We start from the raw sequence: 18,300 nt of genomic DNA on the forward strand, positions 1-18,300 counted from the left end.
TGAGGGAACACGCGTCCCGTTCGTGGTGCCTGAGACGAAGGTGCTGGGTCTGACTTCCCGTACGGGTACGGGTTCACAGTGGCGCGACCGTGCCGGATTCTCACCGGACTTCCGTCACACTTCGTCATGCTCATCGGACGATACCGCCTGGGAGCAGGCGCGGCCATGGTGCCGTCGGCGGGGCCGGAACGCCCGGATGCCATGGTGGGTGCACTTGAGGGACCCGGATTTCAGGGAGTTGACCCGGTCATGACGATAAAGGTGATGTTGATCTCACCGGCGCTCAACGCCGCGCTGCGCGAGGCCCGCTTCGACGGCGATGCGCCGCTCGACGCGGTCGGGGCCCGGCGGGCCAGGGCCGCTGCGGCAGCGGTGCCCGCGGCCGACCGGTATGTCTGCGGGCCGTCCGAACAGTGCGCCCGGACCGCCGACGCGCTGGGGGTGCGCGCCGAGCACGAACTCGCGCTCCGGAGCTGGGACATGGGCCGGTGGAACGGGCAGCGGCTGGAGGAGGTGAGCGGGAGCGAGCCGGAGGCGGTGTCGGCCTGGATGACCGATCCTTCGGCGGCTCCGCACGGCGGCGAACCGTTGCTGGAGTTCTGCGCCAGGGTCGGCCGCTGGCTGGATTCCCTGCAGCCCCTGTACGGCGACGAGGACTGCCGTGTGCTGGGGGTCGTCGAACCTGCGGTGGTGCGGGCGGTGATCGTACGGGCCCTCGCTCTCCCGACGGAGGCGTTCTGGCGGCTGGACGTCGCCCCACTGACGCTGACCGGGCTCAGCGGCCGGTCGGGACGATGGAACCTGCGCTGTGGGCAGCCGCTGTCCCCGCTCGGGGGGACTGACGTCCTCCCGCGGCCCACAGCATGAACAACTGACGTGCCGGAACCTCCCGTCAGCGCCTACTGTGGTGGTGCAGCTGGTTCGCCCTGTCCGCCAGGCAGGCGCGTCGCAAGAGGGAACCCGGTGGGAATCCGGGACTGCCCCGCAGCGGTGAGTGGGAACGACCGCCGTCATCAAGCACTGGAGCCGATACGGGTCCGGGAAGCGACGGCCAGTAGGTGTCTCGTACGCGAGAAGTGCCCGCGAGTCCGAAGACCTGCCACTGCCCGTGTGCGTCGGACGCACACGGTGATCTCGGTGACCTCGTGGGCGGGTCGGCGTACAGATCGGGCAGGGCATGCGCGCCTCCACGGCGTTGCGGTTCCGCCCGGTCCGTCATCCCTTCGCGCCTTCGCTCCGTCCCGGGGTCGTATCAGGACACACGCTCGCGAAGGAGAGTTCCGTGACCAGCAAGTCCGCAGCCGCGGCAGCCCGGGCCACCGTGTACGGCTGTCCCCGCCAAGGGAGCAACCGCGAACTGAAGAGGGCCGTCGAGGGTTACTGGAAGGGCCGCGTCACCGCAGCCGCCCTCCGGGAGACCGCCGCCGGCCTGCGCCGCACCAACTGGTGCCGGCTCGCGGAGGACGGCATCCACGAGGTCCCGACCGGCGACTTCTCGTACTACGACCATGTGCTGGACACCAGCGTGATGGTCGGTGCCGTACCGGCCAGGCACCGTGAAGCCGTCGAAACCGACGGACTGGACGGCTATTTCGCGATGGCGCGCGGTACGCAGGATGTGGCCCCGCTCGAAATGACCAAGTGGTTCGACACGAACTACCACTACCTGGTGCCGGAGCTCGGTCCCGACACCGTCTTCGCCGCCGACTCCACCAAACAGGTCGCGGAGTTCGGGGAAGCGCTGGCGCTCGGGCTCAGCCCTCGGCCGGTGCTCGTCGGTCCGGTGACCTATCTTCTGCTGGCCAAGCCCGCTCCGGGCGTCGCCACCGACTTCGAGCCGCTGACGCTGCTCGACCGGCTGCTGCCGGTGTACGCCGAGGTGCTGGCCGATCTGCGTGCCGCCGGTGCCCGGTGGGTACAGCTCGACGAGCCCGCCCTGGTGCAGGACCGCACTCCGGCCGAGCTGAACGCCGCCGCCCGCGCCTACCGTGACCTCGGCGCGCTCACCGACCGGCCGAAGCTCCTCGTCGCCTCCTATTTCGACCGGCTCGGTGAGGCTCTCGCCGTCCTCGCGAAGGCGCCGGTCGACGGGCTCGCGCTCGACTTCACCGGTCCGGCGGCTGCCAATCTGAGGGATCTCGCCGCGGTCGGCGGTCTGCCGGGCAGGCGGCTGGTCGCCGGGGTCGTCGACGGCCGCAACGTATGGATCAACAACCACCAGCAGTCCCTCACCACGCTCGGCACCCTGCTCGGCCTCGCCGGCCGGGTCGATGTGGCGGCCTCCTGCTCCCTGCTGCACGTCCCTCTCGACGCGACCGCCGAGCCTGACATCGACCCGCAGGTGGCCCGCTGGCTGGCCTTCGCCCGGCAGAAGACCGCCGAGATCGCCACCCTGGCCCGGGGCCTCGCACAGGGTACGGATGCGATCGCCGCCGAACTCGCCGCGAACCGTGCCGATCTGGCCTCGCGGGCCGGTTCCACGATCACCCATGAACCGGCGGTACGGGCACGGGCCGCTGCCGTCACGGAGTCCGACGGCCACCGCGAAGCGCCGTATCAGCAGCGGGCAGCTGTCCAACGTGACCGCCTGCGGCTTCCGTTGCTGCCGACGACAACCATCGGTTCGTTCCCGCAGACCGCCCAACTGCGTACCGCACGAGCCGATCTGAGGGCCGGACGCATCGACACCGCCACGTACGACAAGCGCATCGAGACGGAGATCCAGGAGGTGCTGGCGTTCCAGGAGAAGGCGGGCGTCGATGTGCTGGTGCACGGCGAGCCCGAACGCAACGACATGGTGCAGTACTTCGCCGAGCGGCTCGTCGGGTACCTCGCGACTCGGCACGGCTGGGTCCAGTCGTACGGCACACGGTATGTCCGGCCGCCGATCCTGGCCGGGGACGTCTCCCGGCCGGAGCCGATGACGGTGCGCTGGACGGCCTACGCGCAGTCGCTCACCGCCCGTCCGGTCAAGGGCATGCTCACAGGTCCCGTCACCATGCTCGCCTGGTCCTTCGTCCGTGACGACCAGCCGCTCGGCGAAACCGCTCGTCAGGTCGCCCTCGCACTGCGGGACGAGGTGAACGACCTCGAAGCTGCCGGCAGTTCGGTCATCCAGGTGGACGAGCCGGCCCTGCGCGAGACGCTGCCGCTGCGGGTCGCCGATCGCGCCGGGTATCTGGCCTGGGCGACCGAGTCGTTCCGGCTGGCCACCAGTGGCGTACGTTCGGAGACTCAGATCCATACGCATATGTGCTATGCGGAGTTCGGGGACATCATCAGGGCCATCGACGACCTGGATGCGGATGTGATCAGCCTTGAGGCGGCTCGCTCCCATATGCAGGTGGCCGACGAACTGGCATCGGCGGGCTATCCGCGGGAGGTCGGTCCCGGTGTGTACGACATCCACTCCCCGCGGGTGCCGAGCGCTGCCGAGGCAGCGGTTCTGCTGCGCAAGGGGCTCGAAGCGATTCCCGCCGAACGACTGTGGGTCAATCCCGACTGCGGTCTGAAGACCCGGGGTTGGCCGGAAGTACGTGCCTCGCTGGAGAACCTGGTTTCGGCGGCCACCGAGGTGCGGGCGGCTCTGCCAGGTAACGCCCACTGACGTCAGTGCGGCCCGGGACGGGCGTCCGTCCTGGGCCGCACCAACGACGGATGGCTGCAAGAAGTATGGTCCGTACCAAAGCCTTGACACGGTCTGGGTTCACTTCTTAAATCGCATACGGAACGAAGACCTCTGCTCGCACCCCCACGACGCGGGAATTGTCATTTGCATGACAGATCCTCGATTCCCTCCACGGGAAGGACCCCATGACCTCCCCCCACCTCACCCGACGTCTCCTGGTGTCCGCTCTCTCCGTACTCGCCCTCGTCTCGGCCTCCTCCGGTCTCGCGGCCGGGGCGCCCCTGCCCGAACCGCGGACCGCTGCGGCGGCACCGTCATTCACCGACGATTTCGACGGCCCCGCGGGCTCCGCTGCCGACGGCGGCAAGTGGCAGATCGAGACCGGCGACAACGTCAACAACCATGAGCGGCAGTACTACACGGCCGGGAACAGCAACGCCGCACTCGACGGCCAGGGCCATCTCGTCATCACCGCACGCAGGGAAAATCCGAACAACTACCAGTGCTGGTACGGCACTTGCCAGTACACCTCGGCACGGCTGAACACATCCGGAAAGTTCTCCCAGACGTACGGACACGTCGAGGCCCGGATGAAGGTGCCGCGCGGTCAGGGTATGTGGCCCGCCTTCTGGATGCTGGGTGACGACATCGGCCAGGTCGGCTGGCCCAATTCGGGCGAGATCGACGTCATGGAGAACGTCGGCTTCGAACCGTCCACGATCCATGGCACCTTGCACGGTCCCGGCTACTCCGGCTCCGGCGGGATCGGCGCCGCGTACACCCTGCCCGGCGGGCAGGCGTTCGCCGACGACTTCCATACCTTCGCCGTCGACTGGGCCCCCGATTCGGTGACCTGGTCGGTGGACGGCAACGCCTACCAGCGCCGCACGCCCGCCGATCTCGGCGGCCACACCTGGGTGTTCAACAAGCCCTTCTTCCTGATCCTCAACCTCGCGGTCGGCGGCTACTGGCCGGGCGACCCCGACGGCAGCACCTCCTTCCCGCAGCAACTCGTCGTCGACCACGTCCGGGTCACCACCAGCAATCTCCGGCCCCCGGCCTGACCACCCCCGCCGCTCCGGGGTCGTCGGCCCTGCCGGTGAGTCCTGGTCACAGCATTCGCAACTACTGGCTGCGGTGGCCGCATCCACCGAGGATGGCGACCGGCTCGGGAGGTGGCGAAATGTCGGCGCATCGTGTCGCGGGTGGAGATGATCCCGTACTGCGATTCCGTGGAGCGGTGCCATTGCAGCACGGCCCCGGCTGGGTCGCGCCCTGGCGGGTGCCACACGAGGAGGCGAGGCTGCACCTGCCGGAGGGCGGGATCGGGCGGCCCGCCCTCCGGCAGGTGTCCGCGTCACGCTGCGGACCGACAGCCGGGAGATCGGCTGCCGCTACCGGGCCGAACCCGCACCACGACTCAACGGGCCACGAGGACCGGGCCGCCCGCACGCCGAACTCCTGAAGTTGGTGGGACTCGGCCCCGAGCACCCCCACCGCCGCCCCCGCCGGCTCTCCAGCGGCCAGTGCCGCGGCATCCGTACACGAAGTCGCTGCTCGCGGCCGTCGTCACGGTCGGTACGGATGCCGCCCCGCCCGGGGAGCTGCTGGAGACGGGCGGGCCGAAGCCTACGCGTCCCGGTATGCCTCCAGCAGGCGCAGCCAGACCTCACTGATCGTCGGATACGCGGGGACCGCGTGCCACAGCCGGCCGATGGGGACCTCGCCCGCGACCGCGACCGTCGCCGAGTGCAGGAGTTCGCCGATGCCCGGCCCGACGAACGTGACACCGAGCAGGATCTCCCGGTCCAGGTCGACAATCATGCGGGCGCGGCCTCGGTAGCCGTCCGCATACAGGCCGGAGCCCGCCACCGCGGCGAGGTCGTGGTCGACGGCGCGTACGCGGTGGCCGGCCTCCTCGGCCTCGGCGAGTGTGAGGCCGACCGACGCGGCCTCGGGGTCGGTGAAGACGACCTGGGGGACGGCCGCGTGGTCTGCGGTGGCCGCGTGGGCGCCCCAGTGGCCGGTGTCCAGCAGCGGCACACCCGCGGCGCGGGCGGCGATCGCGGCGCCCGCGATGCGTGCCTGGTACTTGCCCTGGTGCGTGAGGAGCGCGCGGTGGTTGACGTCGCCGACGGCGTAGAGCCAGGTGGTGCCGTCGACGCGGCAGCTGTCGTCGACGGCGAGCCAGGAGCCGGGCTTCAGACCCACCGTTTCCAGGCCGAGGTCGTCGGTGCGCGGGGCGCGGCCGGTGGCGAAGAGGATCTCGTCGGCCTCGACGCGCTCTCCGTTGTTCAGCTCCACGGTGACCGGGCCGTCCGGGACCGCGCGCCGTACGGAGGTCGCCGAGACTCCGGTACGGATGTCGGCGCCCGCCTCCGTCAGTGCCTGGGCGACCAGCTCGCCCGCGAACGGTTCCATCTTCGGCAGGAGTCCCTTGCCGCGGATCAGCATCGTCACCCGCGCGCCGAGGGCCTGCCAGACGGTGGCCATCTCCGTCCCGACCACGCCTCCGCCGACGATCACGAGGCGGCCGGGTACCTTTTTGGCGCTCGTCGCCTCCCGGCTGGTCCAGGGGCGGGCCCCGTCGATGCCGGGCAGGGCGGGGACGACGGCGCGGCTGCCGGTGCAGACGGCGACGGCCTGCCGGGCGGTGAGCCGGTGTTCCGTTCCGTCGGGGGCGGTGACGGAGACGGTTTTCCTACCGGTGAGCCGACCCTGGCCACGGTAGATGTCCGCTCCGACGCCCTTCAGCCAGGCGGCCTGTCCGTCGTCCTTCCAGTGCGAGGCGTATTCGTCACGGTGGGCGAGGACCGCTGCCGTGTCCAGCGGTCCCTGTACGGCGTCGCGGAGGCCGGGGACCCGGCGGGCATCGGCACGGGCGACTACCGGGCGCAGCAGGGCCTTGCTGGGCATGCAGGCCCAGTACGAGCATTCGCCGCCGATGAGTTCCGCCTCGACGACCGCCGTGCTCAGCCCGGCGGCACGGGCCCGGTCGGCGACGTTCTCGCCCACCGGACCTGCTCCGATCACCACGACGTCGTACTCGGTGTTCAGGGAACTATCTGTCATGGGGACAGTCTGGTCGTGGGTGTGCGCGACGGCCACATGGGCAGGCGGAATAGCGCAGGTACAGGCACGGTTGTGTGGGACAGGTCCGAACGGGCACAGGAAGAGGTAACAGAGCATGAGCACCGTTGAGCTCACCAAGGAAAACTTCGACCAGGTCGTCAGTGACAACGACTTCGTCCTGATCGACTTCTGGGCTTCCTGGTGCGGCCCGTGCCGGCAGTTCGCGCCGGTCTACGACGCGGCGTCGGAGCGCCACGGCGACCTGGTCTTCGCCAAGGTCGACACGGAGGCGCAGCAGGAGCTGGCGGCGGCCTTCGAGATCCGTTCCATCCCCACACTGATGATCGTCCGGGACAATGTGGCGGTGTTCGCCCAGCCCGGCGCGCTGCCGGAGGTGGCGCTGGAGGACATCATCGGGCAGGCCAGGAAGCTGGACATGGACGAGGTCCGCAAGTCCATCGAGGACCAGCAGAAGGAACAGAAGTAGGTTCCGCGCGCATGAGCAGGGTGAGGGGCCCGACCACCGTGGCCGGGCCTCTTTCCGTGGCCTTCGGAGGCCTTCCGTGGCCTTCGGTGGCCTTCCACGGCCGGAAGCGGGCGGCCCGGCCTCAGCTGTCGGCCGTGTCCTCGGCGTTCTTCTCCTTGACCCGGACAGAGAGGCCGTAGTCCAGCTCGGAGCCGTCGACCAGCAGGGCCTCCACCGTGCGCGTCGCCGGATCGATGTCCGCCACGATGCCTTCGCCCGAATACCGGGGGTAGCCCGATGCCCCTGTCTCGCCGGTCGCCGCCACGACCGCCGACCGGATGGCGCCCCCGGGCTCGGCGGCGTCGGCGGTGTCCTCGGCGAATCCGGGGACCAGCAGGATCTCGTAACTCTGCGGATGACTCATGGTCATGACGCTAAGCAAGCGGCGCTCGGCGCGCATGTCGTCGCGCTGCCGCACCGTGCGGAGTCGGCGGCTCAGCTGGACTCGCGGTGGACCGCCCGGGCCCGCAGCAGGTCGTGGTGCTCGGGGGCACCGCCGGGGTGCTGCACCAGCCGGTCGACGAGGTCCGCCAGCGGCTGTGGCGTGGCCAGCTCCATCCGTACGCTGCTGAGCCGGGGCCGCAGCAGTCTGCCGAGCATCAGGTCGTCGGCGCCGACCACGGCCGTCTCGCGGGGCACCTCGATGCCCGCGTCCTGAAGGGCCCGCATCAGGAGCATCGCGTATTCGTCGTTGTAGGCGAACACGGCATCGAGGCCCATGGTGCGCCAGCGGGCAGCCAGTCGGGCGGCCGATTCCTCCTCGTACCGCAGCGGAAGCGGTTCGATACGGGCCCCGTGGCTCAGTGCGGCCTGCCGGGCTCCGGCCAGCCGGGGTTCGGCGAACAGGCCGAGGCCGCTTTCCTCGGGCATGACGACGCCGATGTGGCGCCGGCCGCGCTCCAGCAGATGTCCGGTCGCGCAGCTGCCGACCATGCGCTGGTCCATGACCAGCGCATGGGCACCGTCCACCGGCCGGGGCCCGAGGGTGATCACGGCCTTGGCTCCGGATCGCCTGAGTACGGATATGCCCTGCGGGGTGAGGGCGATCGTGCCGGGTGCGATGACGGCGACGGGACGGAGTTCGGCCCAGGCGCGGGGCGCGTCGTCGGCGTCCAGACCGGTGCTGCCGTACTGGACCACGGTGTAGTCGAGGCGGCGCAGTCCGGATTCCAGTTGGTGGAGGAAGCGGTGGTGGAGCGGGCCGGCCGGGAAGTTCATGGTGGGGAGCAGCACCATGCGGGTGTGCCCGGCACGCAGACTGCGGGCCGCCGCGTGCGGTACGTAGCCCAGTTCGGTGGCCGCCTCCCTGACCCGGCGGCGGGTGGGTTCGCTGATCCGCACGGACGCGTTGTTGTTCAGTACGTAGGACACGGTGGCCCGGGAGACTCCGGCGAGCCGTGCCACATCGGCACTGGTCGGGACGGGGCCTTCGGTGGGCTGGTTCGGTAACTGGCTCATGGCGTCGCGCAGTCTTCCAGACCCGTGCGGCGTGGGTAGGCTCCGGGGCATGGATGACTCCTCGATGGTGGGACTGATCGGCCGGGTGACCGGGACCGTGGGGCCGGGGCTGGTCGGCGAGGTGATCGTACGGATCCGGGGCGGCGCCGAGCACTTCCTCGCGCATCCGGCCTCCGCGAAGGAACGCATCGAGCCGGGCACGGTGGTGACGGTGATCGAGTATCTGCCGCCGCGGACGGTGTATGTGGCTCGCGCATACGGTAGTTGAGGCCTCGGCGGGAGGGTCTTCACACTTTTCGTCGTCAAGAATTCGGCAAGGTTGCGCACGCGTCTTCTCCACCGCCGCGAGCAGGAGAAGACTCCCCCTGTTCAGCGGTGCCGACGGGGCACTGCGATAAGGGGGCGCATGCCGATGGTCATCGGCGTCACGGCGGGTCTCGTACTCGCCGCCATCATCGTGTTGATCGGCCTGTTCAAACTGATGTGGCGAGTGGCCGAGCCGAACGAAGCACTCGTCATCTCCGGTTCCAAGCACAAGACCGAGGGTCTCGGGCAGGGCATGGGGTTCCGGATTGTCACTGGTCACGGCACGCTCGTCCTGCCCGGGGTCCAGGCGGTACGGAAGATGTCCCTGGACCTCAACGAGACCGAACTGTCGGTCGATTGCGTCACGCATCAGGGGATTCCGCTGCGGGTGCGAGGCGTTGTCATTTTCAAGGTGGGCGACGACTTCGTGTCGATCGCCAATGCGGCCCGCCGCTTCCTCGACCAGCAGAAGATGATGTCGGAGCGGGTGCACAACGTGTTCGCCGGTCATCTGCGTTCCATCGTGGGCGGGTTGACGGTCGAGGACATGATCCGGGACCGGGAGAAGCTCACCGGGCAGACCCGGGCGGCTTGCGGGACCGAGATGGAGAAGCTCGGGCTGATCGTCGACTCGCTCCAGATCCATGAGATCGAGGACCCGACGGGCTACATCAAGAACCTGGCGATGCCGCATGCGGCGGCGGTGCAGCGGGATGCCCGGATAGCGCAGGCCGAGGCCAACCGGCGAGCCACCGAGGCGGAGCAGCAGGCCGCTGCCCGGATGTCGGAGGCGACCCGCGACAGCGAGATCCTGCAGGCCGGGTATCAGGCCGAGCGCGACAAGGCCGCGGCCAGCTCCCGGCAGGCGGGTCCGCTGGCCGACGCGGCGGCGCGGCAGGAGGTCGTGGTCCAGGAGACCAGGGTCGCCGAACTGGAGGCCCAGCGGCGCGAGCAGCAGCTGCAGGCCGATGTCCGCAAGCCCGCGGACGCCCAAGCGTACGAGAAGCGCACCCTGGCCGAGGGCGAGCGCGACGCCCGGATCTCGGCGGCCGAGGCGAAGGCCCGGGAGACGGAGCTCGCCGCGGTCGCGGAGGCCAACCGGGTCAAGACGGCGGCGCTCGCGGAGGCCGAGGCGACGAAGGCGCGTGGCGCCGCCGCCGCGACGGCGACCAGGGCGACGGGTGAGGCGGAGGCCGCCGCGGCCCAGGCCAAGGGGCTGGCACTGGCCGAGGCGACCCGCGCCAAGGGCCTCGCCGAGGCGGAGGCGATCAAGGCCAGGGCCGCGGCCCTGGCGGAGAACCAGGAGGCGGTGGTCGCCCAGCAGCTGGCCGAGAAGTGGCCGGAGATCGTCGAGGCGGGCGCGGGCGCCTTCAGCAGCGTGGACCACATGGTGCTGCTGAACGGCGCCGACGGCATGTCCGACATGTTCGCGAAAGCACTGACGATGGGTGGCACGGGTCTTGGACTGGCCCGGCAGCTGCTTTCGACAATGAGTCAGGACAGCCCGGCCGAACCTGCGTCCAAGGTCAACGGGGTCATGCCGGCCGCTGCGCCCTCGCCGCGCAAGCAGCACATTCCGGTGACGGGTGATCAGGAGGGCGGCACGCCTTCCTGACCGGTCCGGTCGGCCGTGGCCGGTGCACGCCCGTCAGCCTCGGGCGAGCACCGGCCACAGCTGTGGTCCCTCGCAGTCGGGCGTGCGGCCTGCTGCCCGTTCACCGGCCCCGCTCCGTGGAACGGGCCGTGCAGGTCCTACGGTGTGGGGATGATCAACCAGCACCGTGACGACAGCACCGACGGCGCGGCCGCCTTCCCCGGCCGCACCGGCCCGGCCGCCACAGCCGAGGCCGACCCGCGCGACGTGGGCCCGGTCCGCACCTCGTACGCCCCCGACCGGGACGGCGACCCCGACCCCGGCGAGATCGTCTGGACATGGGTGCCGTTCGAGGAGAACGACGGGCGCGGCAAGGACCGTCCGGTTCTGGTGGTGGCCCGTGAGGCGGCGGGCACGCTGCTCGCCGTGCAGCTCTCCAGCAAGCGGCACGACCGGGACCGCGAGTGGGTGGCGCTCGGGGCCGGACCGTGGGACAGCTCGGGCCGCCCGTCCTGGGCCGATCTGGACCGGGTACTGCGGCTGCACGAGGACGGGATGCGGCGTGAGGCGTGCGCTCTGGACCGGGACCGGTTCGATTCTGTCGTCGGCCGGCTGCGGGAGCGCTACGGCTGGAACTGACTGCTGAACGTCCGGGCGAAGGCGGACCTGGTGGCGGATTCGGGGCTGCGGTCGAGGATGCCGAAGACGATCTGCTCGAAGTGCCCGGCGAACCTGCCGTCGTCCAGCAGCAGCGTCCGGAACGCACGGGCCACCTGCGCCGGATCGTTGCGGAACACACCGCAGCCCCAGGCACCCAGCACCAGCCTGCGGTACCCGCGCACCGCCGCGACCTCCAGCACCCGCTCGGCCCGGGACGCGAGCGCGGCGGGGATGCGGTGCGCTTCCTCGGGGGTGCGGCTGCGGATGACTCCGGCGTTGGGTGCCGGGGAGGTGAGGAAGCCCGCGGTGTACGGGGTGTCGAGCAGCCGCCCCCGGTCGTCCCGGAACACCGGTACGCCCGGTGAGTGAATCACCCGGTCGGTGTAGAAGGCGCTTCGTTCTGTGCGGTGGTGGGCGTAGTAGTCGGGGGCGCGCAGCAGCGTGGCGTACAGGGCGGAGCCGCGGCACAGGGCTTCCTCCTGGGCCTGTGCGCCGTTGAGATAGCCGCCTCCGGGATTGCGGGCGGAGGCGTAGTTCAGGACAGCGACCTTGCCGGGCCCTTCGCCGGCCATCCGGCGTGCCGCCTGCAGACTGCTCTCGCCGCTGACCTCGACGACCGGCGTGCGGTCGGAGTCGAGTGCCGCGACGGGTACCGGCTCGGGGCCGTACAGCCTGGTACCCGACAGTGCGGTGGTCAGCGCACGCTCGATGCTCACCTCACGCCCTTCCTGCGTGCGGTAGCGGCCGGCCTCGACAATGGCTTCGGTCTCTCGCGCGATGCCGCGCAGCCGTGCGCTCATCGGTACTCCCCCGTGTGGTGCATACGGGGCATGCTCTGCGCTCCAGCGGCATGGATGCAACTGTATTTCCAACGCACAGGGGCACCCTTGTGCGATCTCCCCACAGGGGTTTGGCTGGTACGGACGAACCGAGCAGAAGGAGGCCCCGGCATGTCATCCGACACACCCGGAGACCACGGTCCGCCCGGCCAGGCCCCGCCCCTCGTCGAGGACGAGGCGGAGGATTTACTGCGCTGCATCTGCTTCAAGACCGGACCGCCCCGAACGGTCGGCGTTGAACTCGAATGGCTCATTCACCACCGGGATCAGCCCCGCGTCCCTGTTCCCCACCACCGTCTCGACGCGGCCGCCGACATCCTCCGGGCCCTGCCCCTGAGTGCGGCGCTCACCTTCGAACCCGGCGGCCAGCTGGAACTCAGCTCGCGCCCCGCCGGCTCCCTGATGGCGTGCATCGACGCCACCGCCGCCGATCTCACCGCGGTACGTGACGCCCTGGACCGGGTGGATCTCGCACCTGTGGGTCTCGGCGTCGATCCGTGGCATCCACCCCGCCGTCTGCTGCACGAGCCCCGCTACGACGCCATGGAGATCTCGTTCGACCGGTCGGGACCGGCCGGCCGCGCCATGATGTGCACCACCGCGTCCGTCCAGGTATGTCTGGACGCAGGAGAGGAGGAACCGGGTCCGCTCGGCTACGGGCGGCGTTGGCAGCTGTCCCATCTGCTGGGCGCGGTGCTGGTGGCGGCGTTCGCCAACTCGCCGTTCCAGTACGGCCGCCCGACGCGATGGCGGTCCACCAGGCAGTCGCTCTGGGCCGACCTCGATCCATGGCGGTCCCTGGCACCGCCCGGCTGTCTGCCGCCCCGCGACGCCTGGGCCACGCATGTCCTGGACACCCCGGTGATGTGCATCCGGGACGACGAGGGGCCATGGGCGGTGCCGGACGGTCTGACCTTCCGCGACTGGATCCGCACCGGCACACCGAGACCACCGGTGCGCGCCGACCTCGACTACCACATCAGCACCCTCTTTCCACCCGTACGGCCGCGCGGACACCTTGAGCTGCGCATGATCGACGCGCAGCACGGCGCGGACGGGTGGCTGGTGCCGCTCGCCGTCAGCACTGCCCTGTTCGACGACCCGGAGGCCGCCGAGACCGTGTACCGCACCGTCAAACCACTGGCCGAGACGGCCGGGCCACGGCCCGCGCCGCGCAATCCGCTCTGGGTGGGCGCCGCCCGCGACGGCCTGACCGATCCCGAACTGCGGTCGGCTGCCGTCACCTGCTTCGAACTCGCGCTGGAGGCGCTGCCCCGGATGGGAGTGACCACGGCCGTGCAGGAGGTGGTGGCGGACTTCTACGACCGCTTCGTCGCCCGGGGCCGATGTCCGGCCGACGATCTTCCCGAACTGCTCGCGCCGGGTTCAGCGGGTGATTCGGGCCATCACTTCGAGGGGCCCCGCTCATGACAGACTCCCCCACGCCCGCCGCGTCCGGTCCGCACCGTCCGGTCGGTCCGGACGAGGCGGACACCGAGTCGCTCCGGCAGCGCGCCCTCGCGGCGCTGCTCACCGCCCGCGAACGCACCACACTTCTCACCGACAGCGTGGACGACCATGAACTGACCGCACAGCACTCGCCGTTGATGTCCCCCCTGGTCTGGGACCTCGCGCACATCGGCAATCAGGAGGAGCTGTGGCTGCTGCGCGGGGTGGCGGGGCGGGAGGCGATGCGCCCGGAGATCGACGGACTCTACGACGCCTTCGAGCATCCCCGGGCGACCCGCCCTTCGCTGCCGCTGCTGGCGCCCGCCGAAGCCCGTGTGTACGCCGCGGAGGTACGTGGTCGCGCGCTGGACGTGCTCGACGGCACGACACTGCACGGTGACCGCCCGCTGGTGCGGGCGGGGTTCGCCTTCGGCATGATTGCCCAGCACGAACAGCAGCACGACGAAACGATGCTGATCACCCATCAACTCAGATCGGGACCTGCCGTTCTGACCGCGCCGGTTCCTCCGCCCGCACCCACCGACGCGGCGGGTCTCCCTGCCGAAGTACTGGTCCCGGGCGGCCCGTTCACCATGGGTACGTCCACCGAGCCGTGGGCGCTGGACAACGAACGCCCCGCCCATGTGCGCGACGTTCCGGACTTCTTCATCGACACGACCCCGGTCACCTGCGGCGCGTACCAGGGGTTCGTCGAGGACGGCGGCTACACCGAGCGGCGCTGGTGGGCACCCGAGGGCTGGGCCATGGTCCGCGAGCACGAACTGACTGCTCCACTGTTCTGGCACCGGGATGCCGGCCAGTGGCTGCGCCGCCGCTTCGGAGTGACCGAGACCGTCCCCGAGACCGAGCCGGTGCTCCATGTCAGCTGGTACGAGGCGGACGCGTACGCCCGCTGGGCCGGGCGCCGACTGCCCTCGGAAGCGGAGTGGGAGAAGGCGGCACGCCACGACCCGGCGTCGAGCCGTTCGCTGCGCTATCCGTGGGGCGACGAGGACCCGACCCCCGAGCGGGCCAATCTGGGTCAGCGCCATCTGCGGCCGGCACCTGCGGGGGCGTACGCCGCGGGCAAGTCGCCCCTCGGCGTAAGGCAGTTGATCGGTGACGTATGGGAGTGGACGTCGAGCGACTTCCTCCCCTATCCCGGCTTCGCGGCGTTCCCGTACCGCGAGTACTCCGAGGTCTTCTTCGGAGCGGCACACAAGGTGCTGCGCGGCGGCTCCTTCGCCGTGGACCCGGTCGCATGCCGGGGGACGTTCCGCAACTGGGACCTGCCGGTGCGGCGCCAGATCTTCTCCGGATTCCGTACCGCGAGGGGTCTCTGATGTGTCGTCATATCGCATATCTGGGACCGCCGGTAGCCCTCGGTGAGGTGCTGACGCGACCGCCCCACAGCCTTGTGCACCAGTCCTGGGCGCCGAGACACCAACGGCATGGGACCGTCAACGCCGACGGTTTCGGCGTCGGCTGGTACGCGGACGGCGATCCGGTGCCCGGACGCTACCGGCGCCGGGGCCCGGTCTGGGGCGACCAGACGTTCGCCGATCTGGCCAGAGTGGTCCGCAGTCCGGCGCTGCTCGCCGCGGTACGTGACGCCACCGAGGCGGGCGCCGACGGCGAGGCGGCGGCCGCACCGTACGCCGCCGGACGGCTGCTGTTCAGCCACAACGGCGCAGTGAAGGGCTGGCCCGAGTCCCTGACGCCGCTCGCCGCCGCGCTGCCCCCGGCCGAGCTGCTGACCCTCACCGCCCGCTGCGACTCGGCCCTGGTCTGGGCCCTCGTACGACACCGCCTCGCCGACGGCGACGAACTGCCGCAGGCCGTCGCCGACACCGTGCTCGACGTGGCGGCCGCCGCACCGGAATCGCGGCTGAATCTACTGCTCACGGACGGCACCACGATCGTGGCGACGGCCTGGGGAGACACCCTGTGGTACCTCGCCGAGCCCGGCCTGCGCACGGTCGTGGCCTCGGAACCGTACGACGACGATCCGCACTGGCGCACGGTTCCCGACCGGACATTACTGACGGCGACCCGCGCCGAAGTCCTGCTGACCCCGCTCAAGGAGCCCACTGAGTGAGTCCCTTCCTGCTGACCCGCACCCTGCCGGCGGACGCGACGGACGCGGCGCTGCGCGCCGATGTGCTGCACGGCCTGACCCGGCACCCGAAGACACTGCCGCCCAAGTGGTTCTACGACACGCACGGCAGTGAACTGTTCGAGGAGATCACCCGCCTTCCCGAGTACTACCCGACCCGCGCCGAGCGCGAGATCCTGATCGACCGCGCCGAGGAGATCGCCGCGGCGTCCGGGGCGCAGACCCTGATCGAGCTGGGATCGGGGTCGTCGGAGAAGACCCGGCACCTGCTGGACGCGCTGCCCGCGCTGCACAGCTATGTGCCGGTCGATGTGAGCGAGAGCGCGCTGCGCGGCGCCGCCGAGGCCCTGCTCGCGCAGCGGCCCGACCTCTCCGTGCACGCCCTGATCGCCGACTTCACGGGCGGTCTCGCACTGCCCGGCACCCCGGGGCCGCGGCTGATCGCGTTCCTGGGCGGCACGATCGGCAATCTGCTGCCCGACGAGCGGTCGGTGTTCCTGAAGTCGGTCCGGTCGCTGCTCTCCCCCGGCGACGCGCTGCTGCTCGGCACGGATCTGGTCAAGGACGAGAAGGTACTGATCGCTGCTTACGACGATGCGGCCGGGGTGACGGCGGAGTTCAACAAGAACGTGCTCAGGGTCGTGGACCGGGAGCTGGGCGCGGACTTCGACCCGGCCGACTTCGATCATGTGGCGCTCTGGGACCCGGAGCGGGAGTGGATCGAGATGCGGCTGCGGGCCCGCGAGGCACTCACGGTGAAGGTCCCGGACCTGGATCTGATGGTGAGCTTCGAGGCCGGCGAGGAGTTGCGTACCGAGGTGTCGGCCAAATTCCGCAAGGAGGGCATCCGGGCCGAACTCGCCGCGGCCGGTCTGAGCATGGATCAGTGGTGGACGGACTCCGGGGACCGGTTCGCGCTGTCGTTGGCGACGGCGGTCTGAGCAAGACGGGCCAGAGTGCGGCGGTCCGGGCAGTCGCCCGCCGGAATCTGCGGCAGGACGCGGATCTCCGCGGTCAGCCCGGCCGCCGTCACCACCCGCCACAGGGACGCGATGAGCCGATCGTCGCCGACGAACGCGGCCGCACCGGCCGGGGCCGTGTGCTCCGCCGGAGCGGTGCGGTAGGTGATGCGCACCGGATGAATGGTGGCGTTCGCGTCGATCGCGGCCTGGAACACGGCGGGCCCGAACCGCCCGCCGCCGCGCCCGCACCAGGTGGTGCCTTCCGGGAAGGCGACCACCCGTGATCCGCGGCGCAGTGCCGCCGCGATGTCGCGCACGGTCGTGGGCAGTGCGCGAAACCGTTCGCGTTCGACGAAGAGTGTGCCGCCGACGGCGGCGAGCCGGCCGAGCAGCGGCCAGTTCCTTATCTCGCTCTTGGCCAGCATCCGGCCGGGGAACACGGCCGCGACGAGCGGGATGTCCAGCCATGAGATGTGGTTCGCGACGACGAGCGTGCCCGGTGCGCCTGCCCCGGGTGGCCCGATGACCCGCACACGTACCCCGAAGGCCCGCACGACCCCGTACGCCCAGAGCCGGATCAGCCGCTCCCGCCGTACTGCGCCGAGCAGCAGCCCGAACGGGGCGCCCAGCACCCCGGCCAGGATGCACGCGCACCCGGCGAGCAGCAGGACCACGGCCACCGCGCGGCCCCGCGTGCGTCCGTCGTGACGTGCGCAGGTGGGCGGGGTGCAGGGTGAAGTGGGCAGCCAGGGGTTCACCGCAGTGGGGCGAGTGCGAGGAAGTGCCGCAGATAGCGCGGGTCGGTGCGGCGCAGCGACAGCAGTACGTACAGGTCGGCGACGTTGAAGTCGGGGTCGTACGCGGGCGCCCCGCAGACCCGGGCGCCCAGTCGCAGATAACCGCGGAGAAGGGGAGGGAGTGTGGAGAGTCCGGTGGGCACGTCTCCGCTGCCTGCGGATCCGGCGGCGGGCTGCCACAGGCGGTGGGGGGTGACCCAGTGGTCCTCGGGTGCCAGGTGTTTCGTCCGTACGGTTTCCCAGGCCCCGGCCGCAGCGACGCCACCGTCGGCGAGAGGTATCGAGCAGCAGCCGGCCAGCCAGTTGTACCCGGTGCGTTCCATGTAGCGGGCGAGTCCGGCCCAGATCAGCGCGATGACGGCGCCGTCCCGGTGGGCCGGGTGGACGCAGGACCGGCCGACCTCGACCAGGTCGTCGCGGATCGGTTCGAGCCGACCGAGGTCGAACTCGCTCTCTGCGTAGAGGCGCCCGGCGATCCGTGCCCGGTCGGGCGGCAGCAGGCGGTAGGTGGCGACCACGTCGCCGGTGGTCTCCTCCCGTACCAGCAGATGGTCGCAGTAGGCATCGAACGCGTCGCTGTCCAGACCGGGTTCGGCTCCCTCCAGCCTGGCGCCGAGCTCACCGGCGAAAACCTGATGACGCAGGCGCTGGGCGGCGCGTACGTCCTCCTGGTCGACGGCGAGGGACACCCGGTAGCGCGACGAGGCGGGAGGGGCGGGCCGCTCGGGCGCAGCGGGGGCGGTGGGGGGAGAGGTGACGGGCAGCGCGTTCATGACGGTCTCCGGGGACGGATCGGCAAGGGCGGCCGCCGGACCTTCGCACTGCTGTGAAGGCCCGGCCCCTTACTTCTTCCGTGACCGGCTGGATTCGACATGACCGCATGGGAGAGCCGG

Annotated in this window: 16 protein-coding genes, 2 pseudogenes and 2 riboswitches; of the genes and pseudogenes, 12 read left to right on the plus strand and 6 right to left on the minus strand. The window is 70.7% G+C overall.

Annotation, left to right across the window (positions count from 1 at the left end; translation table 11 throughout):
• Positions 1-33: 33 nt before the first annotated feature.
• Positions 34-126, minus strand: a riboswitch (adenosylcobalamin (AdoCbl) riboswitch).
• Between the two features lie 123 nt (positions 127-249).
• From GA0115254_RS27490 to GA0115254_RS47805, 4 genes and pseudogenes are all read left to right on the plus strand, one after another.
• Positions 250-867, plus strand: coding sequence for a histidine phosphatase family protein (locus tag GA0115254_RS27490; protein ID WP_093897983.1), 618 nt, complete (start codon positions 250-252; stop codon positions 865-867).
• A 33-nt stretch (positions 868-900) separates the two neighbouring features.
• A riboswitch (cobalamin riboswitch) is annotated at positions 901-1,119 on the plus strand.
• 163 nt (positions 1,120-1,282) lie between these two features.
• Positions 1,283-3,607 carry a 5-methyltetrahydropteroyltriglutamate--homocysteine S-methyltransferase gene (gene metE / locus GA0115254_RS27495; protein ID WP_093897984.1) on the plus strand — a complete coding sequence of 775 codons (2,325 nt, stop codon included), beginning with the start codon at positions 1,283-1,285 and terminating at the stop codon, positions 3,605-3,607.
• A gap of 206 nt (positions 3,608-3,813) precedes the next feature.
• Positions 3,814-4,674: pseudogene (locus tag GA0115254_RS27500) on the plus strand (family 16 glycosylhydrolase); the annotation flags it as partial.
• A gap of 137 nt (positions 4,675-4,811) precedes the next feature.
• A pseudogene (locus GA0115254_RS47805) lies at positions 4,812-5,053 on the plus strand (G-D-S-L family lipolytic protein); the annotation flags it as partial.
• A 204-nt stretch (positions 5,054-5,257) separates the two neighbouring features.
• Here the strand turns inward: GA0115254_RS47805 and GA0115254_RS27505 are convergent.
• Positions 5,258-6,700 carry a dihydrolipoyl dehydrogenase family protein gene (locus tag GA0115254_RS27505; RefSeq protein WP_176740310.1) on the minus strand — a complete coding sequence of 481 codons (1,443 nt, stop codon included), beginning with the start codon at positions 6,698-6,700 and terminating at the stop codon, positions 5,258-5,260.
• Positions 6,701-6,815: 115 nt separating this feature from the next.
• On the opposite strand from GA0115254_RS27505, the gene trxA reads away from it, so the two are divergent.
• Positions 6,816-7,187 (plus strand): thioredoxin, encoded by a 372-nt coding sequence (gene trxA / locus GA0115254_RS27510; protein WP_093897986.1) that lies wholly within the window; start codon positions 6,816-6,818, stop codon positions 7,185-7,187.
• A gap of 121 nt (positions 7,188-7,308) precedes the next feature.
• Here trxA and GA0115254_RS27515 read toward each other — a convergent pair whose 3' ends face one another.
• Positions 7,309-7,590: a hypothetical protein gene (locus tag GA0115254_RS27515; RefSeq protein ID WP_093898015.1), complete on the minus strand. Its 282-nt coding sequence runs from the start codon at positions 7,588-7,590 to the stop codon at positions 7,309-7,311.
• 71 nt (positions 7,591-7,661) lie between these two features.
• Positions 7,662-8,684: a LacI family DNA-binding transcriptional regulator gene (locus tag GA0115254_RS27520; protein WP_093897987.1), complete on the minus strand. Its 1,023-nt coding sequence runs from the start codon at positions 8,682-8,684 to the stop codon at positions 7,662-7,664.
• 49 nt (positions 8,685-8,733) lie between these two features.
• Between GA0115254_RS27520 and GA0115254_RS27525 the strand changes: the two genes are divergently transcribed.
• The 3 genes from GA0115254_RS27525 to GA0115254_RS27535 all read left to right on the plus strand — a co-directional run bounded on the left by GA0115254_RS27525 (position 8,734) and on the right by GA0115254_RS27535 (position 11,223).
• On the plus strand, positions 8,734-8,952 hold the full coding sequence (locus GA0115254_RS27525) for a hypothetical protein (protein WP_093897988.1): 219 nt from the start codon (positions 8,734-8,736) through the stop codon (positions 8,950-8,952).
• Positions 8,953-9,090: 138 nt separating this feature from the next.
• Positions 9,091-10,605 carry a flotillin family protein gene (locus tag GA0115254_RS27530; protein WP_093897989.1) on the plus strand — a complete coding sequence of 505 codons (1,515 nt, stop codon included), beginning with the start codon at positions 9,091-9,093 and terminating at the stop codon, positions 10,603-10,605.
• 150 nt (positions 10,606-10,755) lie between these two features.
• Positions 10,756-11,223, plus strand: coding sequence for a type II toxin-antitoxin system PemK/MazF family toxin (locus GA0115254_RS27535; RefSeq protein WP_093897990.1), 468 nt, complete (start codon positions 10,756-10,758; stop codon positions 11,221-11,223).
• Here GA0115254_RS27535 and GA0115254_RS27540 read toward each other — a convergent pair.
• On the minus strand, positions 11,208-12,044 hold the full coding sequence (locus tag GA0115254_RS27540; protein WP_093897991.1) for a TIGR02452 family protein: 837 nt from the start codon (positions 12,042-12,044) through the stop codon (positions 11,208-11,210). The two genes, GA0115254_RS27535 and GA0115254_RS27540, sit on opposite strands and share 16 nt — an antisense overlap.
• Before the next feature lie 150 nt (positions 12,045-12,194).
• Here GA0115254_RS27540 and egtA point away from each other — a divergent pair, with 150 nt between their 5' ends.
• Genes egtA through egtD form a run of 4 tightly spaced genes read left to right on the plus strand, consistent with a single transcriptional unit; the run spans position 12,195 to position 16,589 of the window.
• Positions 12,195-13,514 (plus strand): ergothioneine biosynthesis glutamate--cysteine ligase EgtA, encoded by a 1,320-nt coding sequence (egtA, locus tag GA0115254_RS27545; RefSeq protein ID WP_093897992.1) that lies wholly within the window; start codon positions 12,195-12,197, stop codon positions 13,512-13,514.
• On the plus strand, positions 13,511-14,875 hold the full coding sequence (gene egtB / locus GA0115254_RS27550) for an ergothioneine biosynthesis protein EgtB (RefSeq protein ID WP_093897993.1): 1,365 nt from the start codon (positions 13,511-13,513) through the stop codon (positions 14,873-14,875). The genes egtA and egtB overlap by 4 nt, the downstream gene beginning before the upstream one ends.
• Entirely contained in the window at positions 14,875-15,630 is a 756-nt protein-coding gene (gene egtC, locus GA0115254_RS27555) for an ergothioneine biosynthesis protein EgtC (RefSeq protein WP_093897994.1), read from the plus strand. The genes egtB and egtC overlap by 1 nt, the downstream gene beginning before the upstream one ends.
• Positions 15,627-16,589 carry an L-histidine N(alpha)-methyltransferase gene (gene egtD, locus GA0115254_RS27560; RefSeq protein ID WP_093897995.1) on the plus strand — a complete coding sequence of 321 codons (963 nt, stop codon included), beginning with the start codon at positions 15,627-15,629 and terminating at the stop codon, positions 16,587-16,589. Before egtC ends, egtD begins: the two co-directional genes overlap by 4 nt.
• On the opposite strand, the gene GA0115254_RS27565 is transcribed toward egtD, so the two are convergent.
• Complete coding sequence (locus GA0115254_RS27565) at positions 16,532-17,368, minus strand: lysophospholipid acyltransferase family protein (RefSeq protein ID WP_093897996.1); 837 nt, start codon at positions 17,366-17,368, stop codon at positions 16,532-16,534. The genes egtD and GA0115254_RS27565 overlap by 58 nt on opposite strands.
• Entirely contained in the window at positions 17,365-18,180 is an 816-nt protein-coding gene (locus tag GA0115254_RS27570) for a GNAT family N-acetyltransferase (RefSeq protein WP_093897997.1), read from the minus strand. Before GA0115254_RS27570 ends, GA0115254_RS27565 begins: the two co-directional genes overlap by 4 nt.
• Positions 18,181-18,300 lie beyond the last annotated feature (120 nt).

The sequence above is a fragment of the Streptomyces sp. Ncost-T10-10d genome, from assembly GCF_900091955.1.
Lineage (GTDB): Bacteria > Actinomycetota > Actinomycetes > Streptomycetales > Streptomycetaceae > Streptomyces.